The organism is Dryocola clanedunensis, assembly GCF_038405435.1.
Classification (GTDB): Bacteria; Pseudomonadota; Gammaproteobacteria; order Enterobacterales; family Enterobacteriaceae; genus Dryocola; species Dryocola clanedunensis_A.
The window spans coordinates 49,249-70,476 of record NZ_JBBYHZ010000001.1; the positions used below are offsets into that span (position 1 = coordinate 49,249).

The 21,228-nt window shown below is 49.4% G+C and carries 18 protein-coding genes and 1 pseudogene; 13 read left to right on the plus strand and 6 right to left on the minus strand.

All coding sequences use genetic code 11. The features are described from left to right. The first annotated feature begins 59 nt into the window (after positions 1 to 59). Entirely contained in the window at positions 60 to 1,985 is a 1,926-nt protein-coding gene (locus AAE045_RS00200) for an ATP-dependent nuclease (RefSeq protein WP_455545976.1), read from the plus strand. Continuing rightward, positions 1,982 to 3,652, plus strand: coding sequence for a UvrD-helicase domain-containing protein (locus AAE045_RS00205; RefSeq protein WP_455545977.1), 1,671 nt, complete (start codon positions 1,982 to 1,984; stop codon positions 3,650 to 3,652). Before AAE045_RS00200 ends, AAE045_RS00205 begins: the two co-directional genes overlap by 4 nt. A gap of 587 nt (positions 3,653 to 4,239) precedes the next feature. Here the strand turns inward: AAE045_RS00205 and AAE045_RS00210 are convergent. From AAE045_RS00210 to AAE045_RS00225, 4 genes and pseudogenes are all read right to left on the minus strand, one after another. Beyond that, positions 4,240 to 5,523 (minus strand): hypothetical protein, encoded by a 1,284-nt coding sequence (locus tag AAE045_RS00210; protein ID WP_455546561.1) that lies wholly within the window; start codon positions 5,521 to 5,523, stop codon positions 4,240 to 4,242. A gap of 695 nt (positions 5,524 to 6,218) precedes the next feature. Then, entirely contained in the window at positions 6,219 to 6,893 is a 675-nt protein-coding gene (locus AAE045_RS00215) for a hypothetical protein (RefSeq protein ID WP_455545978.1), read from the minus strand. Positions 6,894 to 6,963: 70 nt separating this feature from the next. Continuing rightward, positions 6,964 to 7,827, minus strand: coding sequence for a DUF4365 domain-containing protein (locus tag AAE045_RS00220; protein WP_455545979.1), 864 nt, complete (start codon positions 7,825 to 7,827; stop codon positions 6,964 to 6,966). A gap of 278 nt (positions 7,828 to 8,105) precedes the next feature. Continuing rightward, a pseudogene (locus AAE045_RS00225) lies at positions 8,106 to 8,216 on the minus strand (DUF1272 domain-containing protein); the annotation flags it as partial. A gap of 785 nt (positions 8,217 to 9,001) precedes the next feature. On the opposite strand from AAE045_RS00225, the gene AAE045_RS00230 reads away from it, so the two are divergent. From AAE045_RS00230 to AAE045_RS00255, 6 genes are all read left to right on the plus strand, one after another. Continuing rightward, entirely contained in the window at positions 9,002 to 9,049 is a 48-nt protein-coding gene (locus AAE045_RS00230) for an ash family protein (RefSeq protein WP_095925836.1), read from the plus strand. 85 nt (positions 9,050 to 9,134) lie between these two features. Further along, entirely contained in the window at positions 9,135 to 9,425 is a 291-nt protein-coding gene (locus AAE045_RS00235; RefSeq protein ID WP_271131009.1) for a helix-turn-helix domain-containing protein, read from the plus strand. Positions 9,426 to 9,858: 433 nt separating this feature from the next. Then, positions 9,859 to 10,989: a methyl-accepting chemotaxis protein gene (locus AAE045_RS00240; RefSeq protein ID WP_455545980.1), complete on the plus strand. Its 1,131-nt coding sequence runs from the start codon at positions 9,859 to 9,861 to the stop codon at positions 10,987 to 10,989. An 89-nt stretch (positions 10,990 to 11,078) separates the two neighbouring features. Next, positions 11,079 to 11,936, plus strand: coding sequence for a PA4780 family RIO1-like protein kinase (locus AAE045_RS00245; protein ID WP_455545981.1), 858 nt, complete (start codon positions 11,079 to 11,081; stop codon positions 11,934 to 11,936). A 174-nt stretch (positions 11,937 to 12,110) separates the two neighbouring features. Then, positions 12,111 to 12,308, plus strand: a complete 198-nt coding sequence (locus AAE045_RS00250) for a hypothetical protein (RefSeq protein ID WP_455425491.1) — start codon at positions 12,111 to 12,113, stop codon at positions 12,306 to 12,308. Position 12,309: 1 nt separating this feature from the next. After that, entirely contained in the window at positions 12,310 to 13,107 is a 798-nt protein-coding gene (locus AAE045_RS00255; protein WP_455545982.1) for a hypothetical protein, read from the plus strand. Here AAE045_RS00255 and AAE045_RS00260 read toward each other — a convergent pair. Next, the gene (locus AAE045_RS00260; protein WP_455545983.1) at positions 13,085 to 14,026 is read right to left on the minus strand and encodes a transketolase family protein; all 942 of its coding nucleotides are present in this window, start codon (positions 14,024 to 14,026) and stop codon (positions 13,085 to 13,087) included. The genes AAE045_RS00255 and AAE045_RS00260 overlap by 23 nt on opposite strands. Next, a complete protein-coding gene (locus tag AAE045_RS00265; protein ID WP_455545984.1) occupies positions 14,019 to 14,849 on the minus strand; it encodes a transketolase in 831 nt (276 codons plus the stop codon). The genes AAE045_RS00260 and AAE045_RS00265 overlap by 8 nt, the downstream gene beginning before the upstream one ends. A 331-nt stretch (positions 14,850 to 15,180) precedes the next feature. Between AAE045_RS00265 and AAE045_RS00270 the strand changes: the two genes are divergently transcribed. The 5 genes from AAE045_RS00270 to AAE045_RS00290 all read left to right on the plus strand — a co-directional run bounded on the left by AAE045_RS00270 (position 15,181) and on the right by AAE045_RS00290 (position 21,228). After that, entirely contained in the window at positions 15,181 to 16,131 is a 951-nt protein-coding gene (locus tag AAE045_RS00270; protein WP_455545985.1) for a sugar-binding transcriptional regulator, read from the plus strand. A 355-nt stretch (positions 16,132 to 16,486) separates the two neighbouring features. Then, the gene (locus AAE045_RS00275) at positions 16,487 to 18,028 is read left to right on the plus strand and encodes an FGGY family carbohydrate kinase (RefSeq protein ID WP_455545986.1); all 1,542 of its coding nucleotides are present in this window, start codon (positions 16,487 to 16,489) and stop codon (positions 18,026 to 18,028) included. Positions 18,029 to 18,081: 53 nt separating this feature from the next. After that, positions 18,082 to 19,017, plus strand: a complete 936-nt coding sequence (locus AAE045_RS00280; protein WP_455545987.1) for a substrate-binding domain-containing protein — start codon at positions 18,082 to 18,084, stop codon at positions 19,015 to 19,017. A gap of 43 nt (positions 19,018 to 19,060) precedes the next feature. Continuing rightward, positions 19,061 to 19,687: a DUF2291 family protein gene (locus AAE045_RS00285; RefSeq protein ID WP_455545988.1), complete on the plus strand. Its 627-nt coding sequence runs from the start codon at positions 19,061 to 19,063 to the stop codon at positions 19,685 to 19,687. After that, the gene (locus AAE045_RS00290; RefSeq protein WP_455545989.1) at positions 19,684 to 21,228 is read left to right on the plus strand and encodes a sugar ABC transporter ATP-binding protein; all 1,545 of its coding nucleotides are present in this window, start codon (positions 19,684 to 19,686) and stop codon (positions 21,226 to 21,228) included. The genes AAE045_RS00285 and AAE045_RS00290 overlap by 4 nt, the downstream gene beginning before the upstream one ends.

Sequence of the window (21,228 nt, forward strand, 5' to 3'; positions counted from 1 at the left end):
GCCATAATTGCTATCAGAATCAAATGACTTGAGCATCCATAATGGAGAAAGGATGTAAGATGAAGCTTGAAACAATTCGCCTATCGGGTTTCCAGTCCTTTGGACAGGAACCGACCGAGTTAAATCTGGAAGAGATTACTTATCTCATTGGCCCTAACGGATCGGGTAAGACTGCTGCACTTCAGGCACTGTGTCGGCTTTTTGCTTTTAATCCTGCTTTGCGGCGTATTCAGCGTTCGGATTTTCATGTTCCTTTCAACGAAGAGAATGCGCCTGATGAACGCCAGTTATGGATAGAAGCTGACTTTTTCTTTCCGGAATTAGCTGAAGATGAAGATAACAGTACCGTTGCTCCCCATTTTGGGCATATGAGGCTTGATGCAGTTGATGGTGTTCCACGAGTGCGCTTTCGGCTTACGGCAACCATGGGACCGGATGGGGACATTGAAGAAAATCTGGTATATGTCCTGGATGTTGATGCTGATGGTAATCCTCAAAACACACCACAAGTCACAAGAGCAGATCGTAACCATATTCAGGTCCACTATTTGCCTGCCAGACGCGATCCAGCGGACCATATAACTTATGGGGCAAACGCATTACTTGGCCGTTTGTTCCGGGCTGTACGCTGGGATAATGAACGCAGTGCGATTCGGGAGCTAACCGATCAGATTAGCGATAGCCTGGCCGCCAATCCTTCCGTTAATGCATTTAGTGAGAGCCTGCAAACAACCTGGGCCTCCCTGCACAAAGGTTCGTTTTTCACCGATCCTAAAATCACGTTTGCAACTTCCGAGATTGAGGCATTGCTACGACATATGTCAGTCTCATTTGCTCCTGACCATGAGGGTTCACTGGTGGACTTCTCTCGGTTGAGCGATGGCCAAAAGTCGATGCTCTACCTTTCCCTTGTACTGTCGTCTCAGGCGATAGGTAGTGCAGTACTTGCCGGGAGAGATACTTCTTTTGATCCCGATAAATTGCGTCCGCCGGTCTTTACTTTGGTTGCTGTTGAGGAGCCTGAGAACAGCCTTTCTCCTCATTACCTAGGGCGTATTGTCAGCGTCTTGAATACCATGACGAAAAATGCGGATGCGCAAGCGCTTATTGCCACCCACGCACCATCGATGCTACGGCGTGTTGCTCCTGAGTTTATTCGTTACTTACGGCTTACTGAGGAGAGGAATACCCGGATTACCCACATCAAATTGCCAGCTAAAACTGATGATGCGCATAAATTTGTGCGAGAAGCCGTCCAGGCATTTCCGGAGGTCTATTTCTCGCGCCTGGTTGTGCTGGGTGAGGGGGATAGCGAAGAGATAGTGTTGCCACGCCTGTTACAGGCTAAAGGTGCACCCGTTGATGAGTCGGCCATAACGATAGCGCCGTTAGGTGGGAGACACGTTAATCACTTCTGGCGTTTACTCTCAGCGTTGCAAATTCCTTATTTAACACTGCTTGATCTTGATGTAGCTCGCCACGCAGCAGGTTGGGGACGCGTCAAATATGTTAATGATCAATTCGCAATATTTGAGCTAGGTAGAGTTCTTCCTGTCAACTGTTTGATTCCAAGATGGGATGATAGTGGCACTCCCGTACGATCTCATCATTTTTTTAATAATGGTACTCAGGATACTTTTGCTGAATTGGAGAATAGGTCAGTATTTTTTTCGTCGCCAATGGATTTGGATTTCTCCATGCTTCTGGCATATCCCGAAGCCTATGGTGTTGCTGAAGAAGAACCAGATGAGTCAACAATCAAGGCAGTCCTCGGAAAAAGTCACCACGATTCATCTCAATACAGCCAAGACGAATTGAGGTTATTTAGCACTTATCACCGGCGCTTTAAACTTGGCAGCAAACCAGCAGCACACATTGGAGCGTTAGCTCAGCTAACGGATGCGCAATTACTTGGAAATATGCCTGCGTCATTAAGCAGGTTGGCCGATGCTGTTATTGCAAGACTCGCGGAGTTGCCTGAATGATTGCTGTTGAAGACTGGCTACCAGCTGATGGTTTGACGCTTGAACCCAATGCGTTACGTGCGGTAAAGGAGCGTGAGTGTTGTCTTGCGCTCACCGCAGGGCCTGGAGCAGGTAAAACAGAAATGCTTGCCCAACGAGCTGATTTTCTTTTGCGTACAGGCACATGCCGTTATCCGAAACGAATTCTGGCAATCTCCTTCAAAGTTGACGCCAGTAGAAACCTGAAAGAACGTATCCAGCGGCGATGTGGGCCGGATTTGGCTTCGCGTTTCGATAGCTATACTTTCCATGCTTTTGCCAAACGAATTATCGATCGCTTCAGGCCAGTGCTTGTAGGTCAAGATGCGTTAGATGCGGATTACACCATCGTTGACCGTAAATCTGGCCCTTCCCGCACCGAGATAGAATTTGGCGATCTGGTTCCATTGGCGATTAAAATATTGCAATGTTCCAGAATGGCTCAGAATGCAATTCGGCAGACCTATAGCGATGTTTTTCTGGATGAATTCCAAGATTGTACGAATTTACAGTACGACCTGGTCAAGCTTGCATTCCAGGGAACTCGTCTTCGTCTCACCGCAGTGGGTGACACCAAGCAAAAAATTATGGGTTGGGCTGGCGCGTTGGATGGAATTTTTGAAACCTTTGCCAGTGACTTCAATGCTGAGCCGCTCAACATGTATCGCAACTTTCGTTCGAAGCCAAGGCTTTTGCAGGTACAGAACGATATCATTCGTCAACTCGATCCAGCATCTGTTATGCCAGATGAGCTGTTAGAAGGTGATGAAGGTGAAGTTTACACCTACCATTTTACCGACAGTCGGGAAGAAGCGGTTTATCTGGCGAATTTAATACATGGCTGGATTGAAAATGAACGAATTCCGCCAGCTGAAATAGCGATTCTTGTCTCCAAACAGTTGGATCTCTACGCTGACCATCTTATGGCTGAGCTGGAAGCTCGTGGTATTCCATTCCGTAACGAACAGCAACTGCAGGATATTACGGTTGAACCGGTCGCACGTTTAATTGTCGATTACTTGTCCTGCCTCTACGGCCAGCGGGAACCCAAAGCCTGGATTCGGCTGATGAACCAGCTAATTCCCTTTGCCGATGAAGAAATCCAGTCCAGCGCGCGAAAAGAGCTTGATCGTTTAATTAAAAAGCAGCGCAAAGAAGCCGATATTGCGGAACTGATTGATTCGCGTTTTTCAGGTTGGTGGGGGAACGTTAAAACATTATTAACACATATCAATTCTGAAACGCTGATGGCATTATCGTCTGATTATGAATCACCAACACGCCTACGAGAAGTAGTTCGAGATACTAAAGCGCGAATTGAAGAGTTGCTCCAAATAGAACCAGATCTACCTAAGGCTCTAGAACGTTTTGTAGATGACCAGGCTGTTCGCATTCTGACCATACACAAAAGTAAAGGGCTGGAGTTTGATTCGGTTATTATTTTAGGTGTCGAGAATCAAACATTCTGGGGTAAGCCTGATGCGGAGCGTTGTGCTTTTTTTGTGGGGGTTTCGCGTGCGAAAAAACGCCTTGTTCTTACTGTCTCCGAACATAGAGAAACTCCCCCTTCAAATCCGTATCGATGGCAAGAAAATCGAACTCAACATAATGAATTTATCGGGTATGTTGCACCATTTTTGAGACGATAGTGGTAATGAAAAAAAATATCTAAAAAACGTCTAACTAACTGGATTTTCAAATATATTTCCAGAAATCTTTTATTACTTACAGGACTGACTCCGTCTTTATAGACAGCCCCCTATAACTTTCCCGCCTTTCCTGCCGAGAGGTATTTCGCCATATTCAATATTGAATGAACCCCCATAATACTCCCCTCGAACACACTGTTTCCTAACTCGCTCACCTGGCGTGGGGCGTGTTTATTACTTTACAATTCATTCATATTCAATATATGAAATATTTAGTCATGTAGAAGCTTTAACTTTAAATGCCCTAAGAAACACGGCATTGGCAAATAGAATGAGGCAAGACATATCTAAACACTATGTGTTAATTTGATGTGTTACTATATTCATATCAACCAAGTCCATACAACTACATAGGTCACAGCGATTTATACACAACAACAGGTATTAAGTTGACAATTTTAAATGAGATAGTTTTATGCATTCTCTTTTAAGTATATTTTGACCGTTTTTACACTGTATCCATTCTGAATGCAAGGGTTGAGATAAAGCCAATTTCTCAGGAAAACCCAATCTACCCATAATGTATTTTAATGTTCCTGTGAATAATCACCCCCTACCCCTATAACAACTTCTAAAGTATACCCACCATTCTGGCTTGCAAAATCTTCTTTGGTAAAAGACACATAACGATTATCTTTCTTTATCATGACTGGGACCTTACTAAATAGCTCACCAATATTAAAGTTATCATCCCCTAATGCTTTTGAAATTAATTCTTCCACAAACACTGAAATGGTATTTTTTGAACTGTTTGATATAGGAGGGTTATTTATATGCACTCGTAATTTAAGTTTCTTAGCAGCATGTTCATCTCCATATATATAATATGCAACGTTATCACGAAATAAATCATCAGCACCAATTTCAATCATCTGACTACATGATGTCCAAGTATCAAAACTGAAATGATAATCATTGGTGTTAATCCCTTTTCCAACAAGAAAATCTTTGGCTAAAAATGGTGACCATCCATATTTATTATCCACTTCCGGTGGATTAGATTCTATTTTTTTCCGTAACTTGACGTCTTTTAAACTTACCTTAATTCCTTCTTTCGTATTAATCTCATTGATATGTATATTTCTCACCCAGCGATTGAGAGCATCAAGATCTGTTCTAAAAAATAAAATCGCTAATTTTTTAGCATAATTAAATAGAGCCTCATCGTCAAAATATATTTTTAAACTTAATAAGTTAGTTTCATAAGATTGATAAAGGTAAAGCATATATATAAATGGCATAAACGAAAATGATAATAAAACTGGCGTCAGAAGCTCAGTAAGATTCCTCCAAGAAAACGTTACCGAAGGCGACATAATTGAAACAACTAATGAATGGGAAAAATAAAATATAACAAAAATACCTAACACTACCTTTATTGTGGCTCCGATTTTTTCGGTTTCTTTTTTCGTATTAGCTACGACAGCCAGCAACCCTAAAAAAAGTATAATAGGGTAAATTATAAACTCTATAGCAAAGGAAAAACTTTGTAGTTCAAGAATAAATGTAAGTAGAGCACTTAATCCAATCGTTTCTTTGATTTGTGATTTAAAATAATATTTGCTATTCTTTATCTTATGTGTTTCAAAGATTGTTACGAAAGCATATGTAATTACCCATACCAAAGTAGTCTTAAGATTATTTGTACTCCAAACACCAATTTCATAAAAAAGTGCAATACAAATAGACGTCCAAATAACCGCAAGTCCTAATACTGTCAAAATTTGTTTATGGAAAAATGTTTTGATAAGTTGATAAAAAGAATCTCTAATATCTTTTTTACACCAAAGCAGGGCAATAACTATCAACATCCATATAACAAAAGCATACTCTCTACTATTAATGTCCATTTAATCACCATTACTCAGTTAAATTCACTTCAAAGTTACATTTTAGCGAGCCTTTATCATTTTAAACTGAATTACGTTAGGCGTACCAACTTTGTATAAGATAGAATACAACAAGTTTCATGATTCTTTTTTAGATAGTTTGTTCTTCGTGCCTATCGTGCACTTTGCAACTGTTCGTTTTGCATCTATTGCAAGCATCAATCAATACAATAAATTTCAGCATCACAAATATAATATTAAAAAAACAACAACATAAAAAACCCTTCCATATCAACATCATCGCCACTCTTTTTGCGCCTTCCCCTTAGCGAAAAAAATCAAAATCCCCAACAAACTCAACCACCTCCCCACCAATTACAAGGACGCTAGAAGTACGATGAAGTCTACTAAGCCCGCACAGCACAAGCTCTGCGGGCTTTTAACATAAATTGTCGTCCAGTGAGAATTGCTGAGAACTATCATTTATGGCACTCTGAATGGGACCCACAGCTAAGTGTAAGTATCCCGTTTAACCGAACCATTCATTTTTAGAAATCTTCCGACAAATCAAACTTCATGCAGGAATACCCGAAGATGAGATATGCACCGATGGCCAGGTCTTTAGGGAATATCTGCTTGCAGTTAGTAAACGGAGGCGCTAATGGCTCCGTTCATATCTAATCAAACATTGTTTCGAGATCGTTCTTTGCATTTTTTACTTTCAACCGTCCAGCCTCAACAAAGCTTCTGCAAAGTTGCGTCGGTACTATGTAGCCACCATCCGTTGCACCATTATTAATCCCTAACCCGGCACCCACGAAACCAACCATAAGAGGATCGCCATTAGTTCTCGTCCCCACTCCATTATTAGACGAAAACAGTGCCAACTCACAGATGTCAAAGGCCGGAATCCTTTCAAGAGCAAACAGCAAATGCCTCGGAGTATCAAAATCGACCTCTTTCCTGGCAAAAGCCTTGATGAAATTAGCCGCCAACTCTGGCTTATTCTCGCTTTCCATACGGTCGATAATTTCAATAAGTCTAGCTCCAGCTTTCCCGGCAAATTTATCATCTTCATTCAACCGTTCGGCCATTTCGATACGCTCTTCTTCAGGCATGTCTGATAGTGGGGTCAAGAATCTAACAAACTTATCTGTGAAGATCTGGTCACGAACATGACCTGCAGCTTTGTACAGACCAACTACAGTATTTACAAAGGGTATAGATTCAAGAGCATTAGACTCAAGTAAGGCATCTATGCCTAGCTCGGCATACTCTTTCCCAAGATCGACTACAGATTCAGATTTTATAGCGCTGATTAATGCGCTACCAGGTTTAGTATCCTTTACCATTTAGTTCTCTTGTTGTGAGCTATTATACACAGTATTGCTTGTGCCAATGATATAAAGACATTAGTTATCTTTAGTAAGGATAGTTCTCTTTAATTATTCGATTTAGAATAGGGTTTATAGTATCCCACGTATTGAAATCCTCCGTAATAGGATATGCTCCTATGCTAGAGCAAACCAGGAGTTCAAAATAATCAAGCGCTTTTTGTATGTACTTATTATAGTTACTAATGCAGTTTGCAACATCAGGATTAAGATCAATTAATCGACTTTTAAATAAGATATAATTGTTTATTTTTTCATAATCATTTAGTAAATTATTCAAGTCGGGAATGTAAAGATCTGGACTACACAGATAGGAACTACCTGAATAGTCATCATCATGTTCTTCCATACTCTTTCCTAACACCGACAATTTATCGTTGACACTCCTCGCTATCTCAATGATTTTTTTATCCTCTTCAGTCATCCACATATCGACCCATTTCGGTTTGTCCGCGTATTCAGCAAGATAATCATCATTCTTGCTAAAGGTGACAGAGGTGCATCCAGAAAGGTTCTTAGATGCTTTACTGCTTAATTTGGAAATTTGTTTTTTATCTAAGTGCTTCCAATATATTTCAGGCTCTTCTCCATCATTATCTTCATTTAGACATATTAAAGTGATAACTATAGGGAAGTCACAATCCCCCCAATATTTTATATTTTTATACGGTATCTGAACCCCTAATTTATCTTCCATTTTACGAGAAGTGGTTTTCACCTGAACCCCAATGAACATACCTGTAGACAATTCATTTTTATAAATCTCAACCTGTGCATCGAGACCCATATCTATATCAAGCAAGCGACAGGGCCATTTAAAATACCGTGAGATCCAATAGGCAAATAAGAATTCTCCTGCATGCCCCTCCGCACTACTTTTCAGAAACGTCATGCCTTCAGCTTTATTCTTTTCAGCTGCTGACTTTGCAATCTTTTTTTTTTTTGCTTTTCGTTGTTTTTTGGGAAGAGATAGACTTTTTTAGCCGATACTGGCGTTGCTGCTTTGGTTCTTTTTTATCCTTATTCATTGATTTTATTCTCACTTTGCTCTGCTCTGTGTGTCTCCTGATTCTGCTACTTAATACCCATACTGTCTATCGCCAATCATAGCCGACCTTGAATTTGACCACTTCCCCCTCCGCAGTTCGGGAACGGGCCGTTAAGCCGTTAGGTCACGCAATCGATGCAAAATGTGCATTCGAATGAACAGATGTATGCCTCTTTTGATTCAGGTGACAGATCTTTATCCCAGCATTCGCAATTAGGACGGAGTTCAAGCATGGTGCTCTCTTACTGTTAGAGGGACATCATTTGATATACCAAAGGCCAACTACCTGTATCGCCTTCGGTTGTTAGTGTGTATTAGATGAGCATGGTCTACAGTCTGGAAAATTCAAGAGAGTGAATTATTCGACAGAAACGCTCACTTCAGGAAACGAACGACAAGCCTATAGTGTCCACCAGAGCCTCAACCAACGCGCCAAATGCCACCCACAACAATCAACTTAAAAATCAAATAGATACAAAAATCCTTTCCATATCAACATCATCACCACTCTTTTTGCACCTTCCCCTTCGCGAAAAAAACAAAAATCTCCAACAAACTCAACCACCTCCCCCACCAATTACAAGGACGCCAGCCCAAAATTCTTTGTTGACGGTTACCAGAGCCAGATATGAAGTCCTGAAAGCCCGCACAGCGTAAGCCTTGCGGGCTTTTTTGTGTCTGTTGTAGGGCGGATAAGCGCAGCGTCATCCGCCGATAAAATGTTGGATGGCGCTGCGCTTATCCAACCTACAAGATCCCATATTCCGAGGTAGCTCCCCGATCTGCTGCAACGTCTGCAACACAAAAAATATCTTTGGAAAACAACTCGCATTCCCTCTGTTACCGGGTTGGTTAACGGTTTCGTTTTACGATATAGTCTGCTCGCTGCGGCAACATCCGCAGCCGGGTTTCGCAGCCTGGTAAAAACTATAGGGATGCACTTGATGCTACGCATTGAGTGCCAATGTCTTTGCACACCTGTTGTTAGCGCAGTTCAAAAACTGTACGAACAACATCAATGGTGGCTCAGGCAGGGCAGCCTTCGGGCTGGCCGGTGTCCTTGTAGGCCGGTACTGCGAACCCTGTCTGGGCTACCACCCAAAGAGTTTCGCAGCTCCGGTGGTAGTTATTACTGCTACAAGGAGACATATATGAAACTACCTCACGATCCCACTTTCCTGCCCTTTCAGCCAGACTGGCATAAAGCCGATATTATTGCGGCGCTGCATAAGAAAGGTACTTCGCTCGCGGCTGAATCCCGCGCCGCTGGGTTAAGCTCCGCAACGCTTGCCAATGCGCTGGTGCGCCCATGGGCGAAAGGGGAACTGTTGATCAGTAAAGCGATTGGCGTACCCGCCGAAACCATCTGGCCGAGCCGCTATTTTGACGCGCAGACGCACCGGCCCCTCGTTCGGCCAATGCGTAACAAAAATTCGCTATAGCTAAGCTGAATCGCTGGAATAAAAGCTTCTGGTTGTATCAAGCCCGCCCGCGGGCTTTTTTACAGGTTTGATATGGCAGTTGTAGGGCGGATAAGCGCAGCGTCATCCGCCGATAAAATGTTGGATGGCGCTTCGCTTATCCAACCTCCCCCATCCCTTATCCCGGAGTGTAAGGATAATCAACCCGCCCTTCTTTTTATGCAAACCGAAAACTTTAATAAATTATTATGAATTCATGATTCGCATCACAGGCAATCACATAATAAAATAATAAATATATTATATATGTTAATTAGGCCGCACGCACTCCCGGGTAAAAAACCTTTTAGTTAGCTTAAATCGACATTTAAATTTGTTCTTCGCGGCAGTATGGCTTTCCTGACAAAATAGATAATAAATAGTATACCCCCCTGAGAAGCTACAGGTTTCCCCCATGCTTAAAAATGCCAGCGTCAGAAGCGTTATCGCTTTATTCCTGTTGTTGTCTTTTGCAGTCGTTGACTTGTTAGCCTTTGTTTTATCAGCCGATTATAAAATCATGCTGATGCTCAATATCGTCTGGGTTATTGTGCTTGGTTCACTGTGGTCGTATATGACGATATATCTTGTCAGGCCCATCAACCAGGTTAAAAGCAATATAGACGAGATAAACTCAGGTAATTTATCCGTGCATATTCCTGAATTTGGCGGTAACTGCGCGGGGCGATTAATTCCCGGCATCAATACGCTTTCCGCCGAAATAACGACGCTGGTGATGGATATCCGCAGGTCATCCCAGTCGGCCAAGAATATATCCGAAACGCTGGCGCTGCAGAGCGCAACGCTGTCGGTGAAAACTGAGCAACAGTCGGCAATGCTGATGCAGACGGCATCCAGCATGGAACAAATTTCTGCGGGCACGCGGAACAACGCCGAAAGCACCCGCCAGCTGAGCGATATCACCAGCGGCGCTCACCGGTCGGCCAACCACGGCAGCGATCTGATGCAGAAGCTGACGACGAACATGACGTCCATCACCGACTCCGCCAATAAGATGACGGAAATCATCAGCATCATTGACAGTATTGCCTTCCAGACCAATATCCTCGCGCTTAATGCCGCCGTTGAAGCGGCGCGGGCCGGTGAGCACGGCAAGGGGTTTGCCGTGGTGGCCGGCGAGGTCAGAAACCTGGCGCATAAAAGTTCTGAGTCGGCCAAGAACATCAGGTCACTTATCGATCTCACTAACCAGAACGTGATGCAGGGGGCTACCCTGGTGTCTGAAGCAGAAAAAAATATGCACGATATCGTCTCCGGCTCTGAATCCATCGACGCGCTGATGGGGCATATATTTATCTCAACGAACGAGCAGGAAAAAGGCATTCAGCAGATTACCCTCGCCCTCTCCGAGCTTGAGAAAGCCACCCAAAGCAACGTGGCCGTCGTTGAGGAGCTGGCAGGCTCCTCGGAAGTGCTGAACAAACAGGTATTTGAGCTGCAAAAAAGAACCAGCAACCTGCGCCTGGGGGAAGGAGAAGAATATCCCCTGTCGGCATCAACGCGTCCGGCTACCGCAACGGCCTGATAGCGGGTAAAGAGTCGTGCCGGGGCCAGCGGCTATTATCCCCTTCGTTATTGGTACGAAATGCGGCAAAAATAAGGTATAAAGCCCGCATGAAAATTCCAAACAGAATCCAGCCGCTGGTCGATGATGGCCTGATAGACGACGTGCTCCAGCGCCTGAAAAGCGGCAAAGAAGCCGACGTTTACACCGTGCTGTGCGGTGACAAGATCCAGTGCGCCAAGGTTTACAAAGAAGCGACGCAGCGTAGCTTCAAGCAGGCCGTGCAGTATCAGGAAGGACGTAAAGTCCGCAATACCCGTAACGCCCGCGCCATGCAGAAAGGCTCTAAGTTCGGCCGCAAGCAGCAGGAAGAGACCTGGCAAACGGCAGAAGTCGATGCCCTGTTCCGCCTTGCCGAAGCTGGCGTGCGCGTGCCGCAGCCCTACCTGTGTATCGACGGCGTGCTGCTGATGGAGCTGGTCACGGATGCCGAAGGCTCGGTCGCTCCGCGCCTAAGCGACGTCACCCTGTCAGAAGAAGAGGCCATTGCCGATTTCGACACGATGATCCGCAATATTGTTCGCATGCTGTGCGCTGGCATCGTACACGGCGACCTGTCCGAATTTAACGTGCTGCTGGATGGGCAGGGCCCGGTGATTATCGACCTGCCGCAGGCCGTCGACGCCGCCGCGAACAACCATGCCGAAGCCATGTTCGAACGTGACGTTAACAACATCACCGCCTACTACGGCCAGTTCGCTCCGCAGATACTGAAAACGCGCTATGCGAAGGAAATCTGGGCGCTCTACGAAGATGGCAAGCTGACGCCGGAAGTCGCCCTCACCGGTCTTTTCGTGGAGGAGATCCACGACGTGGATATGGATTCTCTGATCGACGAGATCATCACGGCAGAAGACGAGTATTACGATCGCCAGCGCGCGGCTAAAGATCGCGATCAAGAGTATTAATCAATAAGTCACTCAGGTGCTTTATTCAGGTCCCGCCGTGAATTTCCGGCTGCCTGAAGCACCTGCCCTCACCGCATCCCCTCGCAGATAATCCGGACTTTTCAGCATAACCTTATGGTTGAGCAAGCGCTCTTCGACCAGGCTTATCCGTTTGTTTAAAGAGGATACCGCCGCATGCGCCGTTTTTTAACGTCCATTTTTTCCAGCCCCGAGTCACTTCTGCAGGTCATGAGCCACCAGGAAATTATTGAAGCCGTTGAGGACGGCGACCGCATCATCATCGATCAGGATGGCAACGCATCCGTCAATTTCAAAAGCCGTGAAGTTCGCGAGGACTTTCTGCGCCACGTTAACGCCTTAAAGAGAGCCTGATATGGGAACAGCTATTTTTATGGTGCTGATGGTCTGCGGCTACTGGTACACCAGCCGCGACCTGTCGACGCGTTTCAAAATCAAACGCTCTTTCGGCTGGGACGTCTATTTTCTCGTCGCCCTGTATGGCTGCATCTTTGTCCTGCAGGGCGTCATCGCCACCGGGCTTATCTGGCTGGTGCTGCTGGGGATATCCGCCGCCGTCAATGGCCTGCGCCTTTTGCCGGGCGACTACGCTGACTGGCAAATGGAGTTTATGAACTGGAGCTTCCTGGGCATCCAGGCGCCCGTGGTCATTATGCTGGCCTTCTCCATTCTCTTCTGCCTTTATCGCTCCAACTGGGCGGGCAGCGCGCGGCTGGACGGCGACAGCAGGAAAAAGCTGTATAAGCGGCTCGCGTGTTCAAACGGCATAGAGCAGCTGCTTTATCAATGCATGGAGGAAGGTGAGCTGGCGCTGGTGACGCTGAAGTCGAGGCGAATTTATATCGGGATGATCCACACCGCTACGCTGGAATACGATAAAACGGCAAACGTCGTGCTGATTCCAATGCTGAGCGGCTATCGCGACGGCAAAACGATGAATCTGTGCATCGAGCATAACTACAGCAAATGGTATGCCGATCACGATATTACTCTGGATTCAGAACCTAAAAGCGCGATGGGGTTCAGGAAAGTGATCATGCTGGATCAGATCGAGAGCCTTTCGCTCTTCGATCCTGCCAGCGCAAGCGCGCTGGCCATGGAGCAGCATCCGGAGAGCGCTGCTGAACAACTCAGCGCCGACTCATATTCTTAACCAGCGCCACGATGCTCAGGGCGTCGAAGCCGTGGTAGTGACGCAGGAACCTGCGGTCGGCTGCTGCGGCATAGCTTCCATCCGGGATCCCCAGCCGCTTGAGTTTTACCGCTGCCCCATTTTCTGCCAGCACTTCCGCCACCAGGCTGCCCAGACCGCCGTTGATGTTATGTTCTTCAACGGTAATAACCGTCCGGCAGTCGCTTAGTGCGTGCATGAGCGCTGCGGTATCGCAGGGACGAAGAGAAGGCACGCTGATAACCTTCACCTCGATGCCTTCATCGGCAAGCATCGCGGCGGCATCGGCAATTTCGTGGACGGTCGATCCCATTGCCACCAGCGCCACATCGTGACCCTCGCGCAACATATTTACCGCCCCGGGGACGAAAACATAATTATCGTCGTAGAGTTCCGGCAGCTCTTTACCGTCCATACGAATATATACGGGCCCCTGATAGCCCAGCGCATAATCGATGATCTCACGGCACTCCAGCGGGGAGGATGGTGCAAAGATCTGAATGTTACCGAAGCCGCGCATCACGGAGATGTCGTCGATGGCGTGATGCGTGCTGGCCAGCGGGCCATAGCTTCCCCCGGCGTTCAGGCCAAACAGCTTAACGTTGGTATTGTTGTAGCAGACGTCTACCTTTATCTGTTCATTGGCGCGGGAAACGAGGAAAGGCGCGGCGTTGCAGGTCACCGCAATTTTCCCCCCCAGCGCCAGCCCGGCGGCCATGCCAACGAGGCTCTGCTCGGCAATTCCCACGTTGACTACTCTCCCGGGGTATTTCTTAATAAAGGGGGCAATTTTAGCGGTTGAAGTGGAATCCGCGACCACCGGGATAAGGTCAACGCCGCGCTCTACGGCATCGATAAACGCCTGTACCATAACGTTTGCAAGGTGTTCTGCATTACGCATCTTTCAGTTCCTCCAGTGCCAGTTCAATCTCGTCGCCTTTCGGCACCCGGTGATGCCACTCTGGCCGTCCCTGGATAAAGGAGACGCCAGCGCCTTTGGTGGTATGAGCGATAATGACGTTTGGCTTCCCTTTTCGGGTAAGCTGCTCAATCGCGCCAACAACGGCCCCCACATCGTTCCCCGCACATTCCGTCACCTCCATACCAAAGGCACGCCATTTATCCGCCAGCGGGTCGGTATTCATGATGTCCCTGGTGGCCCCCGCCAGCTGAAGATTATTTTTATCGTTAATAATAATGAGGTTATCCAGGCCGTAATGGGCCGCCGCCAGCGCCGCCTCCCAGTTACTCCCTTCCGCAAGCTCACCATCTCCGGTGATTAAAAAGACGCGGCGCGCGCTGTTATTTTTCTTTGCGGCCAATGCCAGCCCAACGGCAACGGGCAGGCCATGTCCGAGAGCGCCGGTGTTTAGCTCCACGCCCGGCGTTTTCTGTTTTACCGGATGGCCCGGAAGGTGAGAGTTTGGCTGCTGGTAAGTTTCCAGCCAGTCCAGCGGAATGAAGCCGGCTTCGGCAAGCACGCAGTAGTAACAGCCGACGGCGTGGCCTTTGGACTGGATATAAATGTCTCTTTGCTCATCGTCCAGGCGGTCAGGAGAGACGTTGAGGATGCGGAAATAGAGCGCCGTCAGGATTTCAACCTGCGACAGGTCGGCTCCGGTATGCCCGCCCGCTGGGCTGTTCGCGTTAAGCAGAATGATGTGGCGTCGTACCGCACGCGTGACCTTCTCCAGCGCGCTAACATCGTAATTATAGGGATTCATGCTCCACCTCTGAATTTTATTTCATGATTGAATATTTATTCCGACAGGGACAAAAAAAATCAGCACGGCCACGGGATGCCCGGTTCGATCGATTCGGGCACCGGGTTTTCCCCTTTTGCAAACGCTCGTGTGCCAGACTGAAATTGCTCATGAATATTTATTCATGTATAATTTACTATTCAAGTATGATGCCCTTTTTGCTCAATTGTCCAGCATGCATTCTGGAAATTGGCGAAAAATATGCGTCCCGTCACGCTGAGTCTCAGCCGCTCATCTAGTATTATGTCCCTGATTACTGGCTGCACTCTGTGGATTTAAATTGAGGAATTGTATGGCTAAGCAGGATGAACAGCGCCTACTGTTAAAAATTGCCACGCTCTATTATCTGGAAGGGCGTAAGCAATCCGATATCGCAGAACTACTCTCTCTTTCCCAGTCTTTCGTCTCCAGGGCCATCACCCGCTGTCAGAAAGAAGGCGTGGTGAAGATCAGCGTAGTGCAGCCTTCCAACATTTTTTTAAATCTGGAAAAGGGCATCGAGGAGCGGTATGGCCTGAGGCAGGCCGTGATTGTTGACGTCGAGGAAGATGCCACCGATGCCGCGATCAAGCGGGCTATCGGCTCCGCTGCCGCCCACTATCTTGAAACGCGTCTGCGGCCAAAGGATCTGATCGGCATCTCTTCCTGGAGCTCCACAATTCGCGCGATGGTCGACGCCGTCCACACCCAGAATCTCAGAGCCAGCGGCATCATTCAGCTTCTTGGCGGCGTGGGGCCAAACGGTAACGTCCAGGCGACCATTCTCACCCAGACGCTCGCTCAGCATCTGAACTGCGAAGCCTGGCTGCTACCTTCCCAGAGCATTGAAGGCTCGATGGAGGAGAAAAACCGCTTAGTCGCCAGCAAAGATGTCGCCGACGTTATTGCCCGCTTTGACGAGGTTGACATCGCCATCGTGGGGATCGGTATTCTTGAGCCCTCGCAGCTGCTGAAGACCTCCGGCAACTACTATCACGACGAGATGCTGGAGCTGCTGGCGAAGCGCAATGCGGTCGGCGACATCTGTCTGCATTACTACGACAAACAGGGCAACCCGGTGCTGAGAGAGGAAGAGGATCCGGTTATCGGCATGGATCTGGATAAGATTAAAAAATGCCCTAACGTCGTCGCCCTTGCGGGCGGCGCAGAGAAGGTTGCGGCGATCAAAGGCGCGCTGACGGGGGGCTATATCGACGTGCTTATCACCGACTACCCTTCGGCAAGGCTGCTGCTGAAGAATTAATTCTTCTGCTCGTCTTTGTGTTTTACCACGCGCAAAGACGAGATAATTATCTTCTATTTTTCAATAAAATACTTTATCAAACCTCTCCTGGTCCCATCTGCAGCGCCTGCTGAAAATTCCATCTGGTTAATAAAAGAACTGTGAGTTTTAGCACAATTGACGATTTTGCCAGTAGCCCGTCATGGAATATCTCGCTAAGGTATCAAATAAATAATCAACATCGAATATATATTCAAACAGCAAGCGAACTGCCGCTTAGGGACCTTAAAACCAGGCCACTATCCGCAGCGCGGCGGGCAGATACTCAGGCTTCGCTGCCCCTATCACCGGATCGCATTTCTTTGGGAGAAAGGTTATGTCGGGTTTGAAAGAGATTGTTATTGCCCTTGATGAAGGCACGACCAATGCCAAGGCCGTGGCGCTGGACGGCAGCGGGAACGTGATGGCGAAATTTTCACAGCCGCTGACGATTCAAACGCCGCGTGAGGGTTGGGTCGAGCAATCCGGTGAAATGCTGATTGCGGCTTCCCTCAGGGTGCTGGCTCAGGCCGTTGCCCACGTCGGGGCCGAGCGGGTTGCCGCGCTGGCTATAAGCAACCAGCGAGAGACGGCTATTGCCTGGTATCGCAGCAGTGGTCAGCCCCTCACTTCCGCCATTACCTGGCAATGTTCGCGCACCGCCGAGTTTTGTGAAGGCCTGCGCCGGGACAATCTGGCACCGCTTATCAAGGCCACCACCGGCCTGCCGGTGGCACCGCTTTTTTCTGCCTCCAAAATGCGCTGGCTGCTGGAATCCGTACCCAACGGCTTTGCCCTTGCTGAGCAAGGGGAAATTTGCCTGGGCACTATTGACAGCTGGCTGCTATGGAACCTGACGCAGGGCGCCGTTTTTGCCTGCGACTATTCGAATGCCGCCCGCACGCAGCTGCTGAATCTGCAGGGCGCTGGCTGGGATGACGACATGCTGGATATTTTCCAGATCCCGCGTGCCGCGCTGCCGAAGATTCAGCCCTCCAGCGGACTGTTCGGCTACACGAGGGGGCTGGACAGTATCCCTGATGGCATCCCCATTATGTCGATGGTCGGCGACTCCCATGCCGCGCTTTATGGGCACGCTTTGGGCGAACCGGGCCGCGTCAAAGCCACCTACGGCACGGGGTCTTCGGTGATGGCCCCGGTAACCTCCGCCCGGAGCAGCATCGGGTCGCTGGCCACCACTATCGCCTGGCACGACGGGCAGGACATTGTCTACGGCCTGGAGGGCAACATCCCGCATACGGGGGACGCCGTGGCCTGGATGGCCGAAATAACCGGTTTAGCCGGTCTGCCAAAAGCGGAGCTTGCTAACGCGCTCTGCGGGCTACCCGCCTCCGTTGACTCTACGCTGGGCGTTTATTTCGTTCCCGCGCTGACCGGATTGGGCGCTCCCTGGTGGAGCGAAAATGCGCGTGGAGCTATCAGCGGGCTGAGCCGCGGCGTCAGCCAGGCCCATCTGATACGCGCCGCCCTGGAATCCATTACCTACCAGATTGCCGACGTGGTGCTCGCCATGCGCCAGCATCACGACTTTACCCTCTCCGCGCTGATGGTTGACGGTGGCCCAACCTGTAACAACTGGCTGATGCAGTACCAGGCCGATCTGCTGGGCTGCCCGGTCATGCGCAGCGGCATCCCCGAGCTTTCCGCCGTTGGAGCGGCCCTGCTGGCCCGCAGGGCGCTTGGCTCGATGCCCCGTGAACAAATGGAAAGCTATGCCTCAGCGCACGTTACCTTCCAGCCCGATATGCAGCGCCACGGACGCCTGCAAAAACGCTGGCACGAATGGCGCCATGCGGTGGAGCGCATCCTGCAACAAGCATCTCCCCCGACGCGCCCAGCGGCCAGCGCCGGGGGCTAAAAAATCACGAACTTTCGCTGTACCCACAATAACTATAGAGAGAGGTCATCGTTATGAGATTACGTGTAAGGCTGTTAGCAATTGCCACCCTGAGTGCCCTATCGCTGGCCGCCAGCGCGGCGGAAAAAGGCACCATCATGATCATGGTCAACTCGCTGGATAACCCCTACTACGCCTCGGAAGCCAAAGGCGCCAGCGAGAAGGCCCGGGCGCTGGGATATAAAACAACCATCCTGTCGCACGGTGAAGATGTTAAAAAGCAAAATGAGCTGATCGACAGCGCCATCGGCCAGAAAATTCAGGGCATCGTTCTCGATAACGCTGACTCTACAGCGAGCGTGGCGGCGATCCAGAAAGCCAAAAATGCTGGCATCCCGGTGGTGCTCATCAACCGCGAGATCCCGGTCGACGATGTTGCGCTGGTACAGATTACCCATAACAACTTCCAGGCGGGTTCGGAAGTGGCCAACACTTTTGTCGAGAAAATGGGTGAGAAAGGCAAATACGCCGAACTGACCTGCAACCTCGCGGACAACAACTGCGTAACCCGCTCCAAATCCTTCCACCAGGTCATCGATCAGTACCCGGACATGACCAGCATCGCCAGGCAGGACGCCAAAGGTACGCTGATTGACGGCAAGCGCATCATGGACAGCATTCTTCAGGCCCACCCGGACGTGAAGGGCGTTATATGCGGCAACGGGCCGGTAGCCCTGGGTGTGATTGCCGCCCTGAAAGCCGCGGGCCGTGACGACGTTATCGTAGCGGGCATTGACGGCAGCAACGAAGAACGCGACGCCGTAAAAGCGGGCACCCTGAAAGCCACCGTCATGCTGCAGGCGCAGGCCATCGCGGCCCAGGGCGTGGCGGATCTTGATAACTACCTGCAAAAAAATGAAAAACCGCAGAAACAGAGAGTGATGTTCCGCGGCATTCTTATCACCCCGGAAAATGCGGACAACGTATCCGACTTCAACTTTAAGTCCTGAAGCCATGCTGTCGCGCCCCGCACGGGGCGCAGAGGAGAAGGTAATGACCAGAAAATTATGGCTCGCCCTGGCCATTCTGGGGCTGGGCGGCTGCCGCATCGTGTCGCAGCAGGAGCTGGCGGAGTTAACATCGCCACCTAACCCGCACATGGCTTCAATTGACCAGACCTGGCAGCAAAAGCTGGTACCGCAGGTACTTCATGATGCGCAGCCGGTCAGTGAATTGCTGCTGGCCCTGCATAAAGCCGGGGATTTTGACACCGCCTGCCGGACGCTTGGCTATCGATCGCAGGCTGAGAATCCCTGTATTTTCTATGTCAAAGCGGAAGGTCAGATTGTGGACATCAACACCGCTTCCCGCAGCGGAAAGCTCACGCTAAAGGACGTCGGCGGCACGGAAGTAAAAGTGCAGATTGGCCCGACCCTGCGCGGCACCCAGCTGCGCGATGGTTATAAAGGCACGACCTATCAGGACTTTAACGATCAGGTTCTGTTCGGTGAGTACGGCAAAGCCATTAACGATCGGGCAGTCAAAATGGTGCAAAAAGCGCAGGTCAAAGTGGGTGAAACCCGCGAGGTCTACGGCGTCTTTTCCACATGGGATATCCCGGACGCTCTCCCCGATATCGCCCCCGTGCAAATTCGTCTCCTCGGGGGGCAGCCGCAATGACCCTTTCAGCACAAGCAGCCCGTGAGCAAAGCACGCCGGAAGTCATTATTGAGACCCGTGATTTATCCCGCGTGTATCCAGGCGTTGTGGCCCTGGATAGCATCAACTACCGGGTTTATCGCAACAAAGTCAACGTGCTTATTGGCGAAAATGGAGCCGGGAAATCAACCATGATGAAAATGCTGGCGGGCGTGGAATCCCCCTCCTCCGGGCAGATTTTTCTTGATGGCGAGCCGGTCACCTTAAGCTCCACGCATCAGGCGGAAAAGCACGGTATCAGCATTATTTTTCAGGAACTTAACCTGTTCCCGAATATGAATGTGATGGACAACATTTTTATCGCCAACGAGTTTTTCCAGCGCGGGCGCATTAACGAAGCGTACCAGTACGAGCTGGCGAAAAGCCTACTGGAACGCCTTGAACTGGATGTCGATCCGCTCACGCCGCTGGGGGAGCTGGGTATTGGCCACCAGCAGCTGGTGGAGATCGCCCGGGCACTGTCAAAAGACACCCGCGTACTGATTATGGATGAGCCGACCTCGGCCCTAAGCCAGTCTGAAGTCAAAATTCTCTTTAACGTCATTGAGCAGCTTAAGCGCCGTGGCGTGACCATCATCTACATTTCGCACCGCCTGGAAGAGCTGATGGAGATTGGCGACCACATCACCATTTTCCGCGACGGGCGCTTTGTCTCCGAGCGCAGCGTCAGCGATGCCAGCATTCCGTGGATCATCGAGCAGATGGTAGGTGACAAAAGAAAGCACTTCGACTATCAGCCCGCCCCTCGCGGAGTCCGCGTGCTGCGCGTTGAAGGGCTGACCGCCCTGCATCAAAGCGGCGGCTACAGGCTGAACAACGTGGCCTTTGATCTGCACAAAGGTGAAGTCATCGGCATCTACGGCCTGCTCGGCGCCGGGCGCACCGAACTGTTTAAGGGGCTGATCGGCCTGCTGCCCTGCCAGCAGGGCAGCATTCATCTGAACGACGAGAACATCTGTAAATCTTCTTTTCAGGCAAGGCTACGAAAAGGGCTGGCGCTGGTACCCGAAGATCGGCAGGGGGAAGGCGTCATCCAGATGATGTCCATCCGGTCCAATATGACGCTCTCGAAGCTGAGTTTGCAGGGTTTTCGTCGCGCCTGGACATGGCTCAACCCGCAGCGGGAGCAAACCCGCGTCGGCGATATGGTTCAGCAGCTGGCCATCAAGGTTAGCGATACCGGGCTGCCCATTACCTCACTAAGCGGGGGCAACCAGCAAAAGGTCGTGCTCGGCAAGGCGCTGATGACCAATCCGCAGGTTGTCCTGCTGGACGAGCCAACGCGAGGCATCGATGTAGGGGCTAAAACGGATGTTTATCATCTGATTGGCCGCATGGCTCACCAGGGCCTGGCGGTGATGTTTTCCTCCTCTGAGCTTGATGAAGTTATGGCGCTGGCCGACCGTATTCTGGTCATGGCGGACGGGCGTATTACCGCCGACCTGTCCCGCCAGCAGATCACTCGTGAACGGTTAATTACCGCTTCAACCCCTCAAGATTAA

Excerpts from the sequence above, each read along its gene's own strand:
- AAE045_RS00200 (WP_455545976.1), top strand. The coding sequence starts at position 60 with ATGAAGCTTGAAACAATTCGCCTATCGGGTTTCCAGTCCTTTGGACAG.
- AAE045_RS00205 (WP_455545977.1), top strand. The coding sequence starts at position 1,982 with ATGATTGCTGTTGAAGACTGGCTACCAGCTGATGGTTTGACGCTTGAA.
- AAE045_RS00210 (WP_455546561.1), bottom strand. The coding sequence starts at position 5,523 with ATGTTGATAGTTATTGCCCTGCTTTGGTGTAAAAAAGATATTAGAGAT.
- AAE045_RS00215 (WP_455545978.1), bottom strand. The coding sequence starts at position 6,893 with ATGGTAAAGGATACTAAACCTGGTAGCGCATTAATCAGCGCTATAAAA.
- AAE045_RS00220 (WP_455545979.1), bottom strand. The coding sequence starts at position 7,827 with ATGACGTTTCTGAAAAGTAGTGCGGAGGGGCATGCAGGAGAATTCTTA.
- AAE045_RS00235 (WP_271131009.1), top strand. The coding sequence starts at position 9,135 with ATGAAACTACCTCACGATCCCACTTTCCTGCCCTTTCAGCCAGACTGG.
- AAE045_RS00240 (WP_455545980.1), top strand. The coding sequence starts at position 9,859 with ATGCTTAAAAATGCCAGCGTCAGAAGCGTTATCGCTTTATTCCTGTTG.
- AAE045_RS00245 (WP_455545981.1), top strand. The coding sequence starts at position 11,079 with ATGAAAATTCCAAACAGAATCCAGCCGCTGGTCGATGATGGCCTGATA.
- AAE045_RS00250 (WP_455425491.1), top strand. The coding sequence starts at position 12,111 with ATGCGCCGTTTTTTAACGTCCATTTTTTCCAGCCCCGAGTCACTTCTG.
- AAE045_RS00255 (WP_455545982.1), top strand. The coding sequence starts at position 12,310 with ATGGGAACAGCTATTTTTATGGTGCTGATGGTCTGCGGCTACTGGTAC.
- AAE045_RS00260 (WP_455545983.1), bottom strand. The coding sequence starts at position 14,026 with ATGCGTAATGCAGAACACCTTGCAAACGTTATGGTACAGGCGTTTATC.
- AAE045_RS00265 (WP_455545984.1), bottom strand. The coding sequence starts at position 14,849 with ATGAATCCCTATAATTACGATGTTAGCGCGCTGGAGAAGGTCACGCGT.
- AAE045_RS00270 (WP_455545985.1), top strand. The coding sequence starts at position 15,181 with ATGGCTAAGCAGGATGAACAGCGCCTACTGTTAAAAATTGCCACGCTC.
- AAE045_RS00275 (WP_455545986.1), top strand. The coding sequence starts at position 16,487 with ATGTCGGGTTTGAAAGAGATTGTTATTGCCCTTGATGAAGGCACGACC.
- AAE045_RS00280 (WP_455545987.1), top strand. The coding sequence starts at position 18,082 with ATGAGATTACGTGTAAGGCTGTTAGCAATTGCCACCCTGAGTGCCCTA.
- AAE045_RS00285 (WP_455545988.1), top strand. The coding sequence starts at position 19,061 with ATGACCAGAAAATTATGGCTCGCCCTGGCCATTCTGGGGCTGGGCGGC.
- AAE045_RS00290 (WP_455545989.1), top strand. The coding sequence starts at position 19,684 with ATGACCCTTTCAGCACAAGCAGCCCGTGAGCAAAGCACGCCGGAAGTC.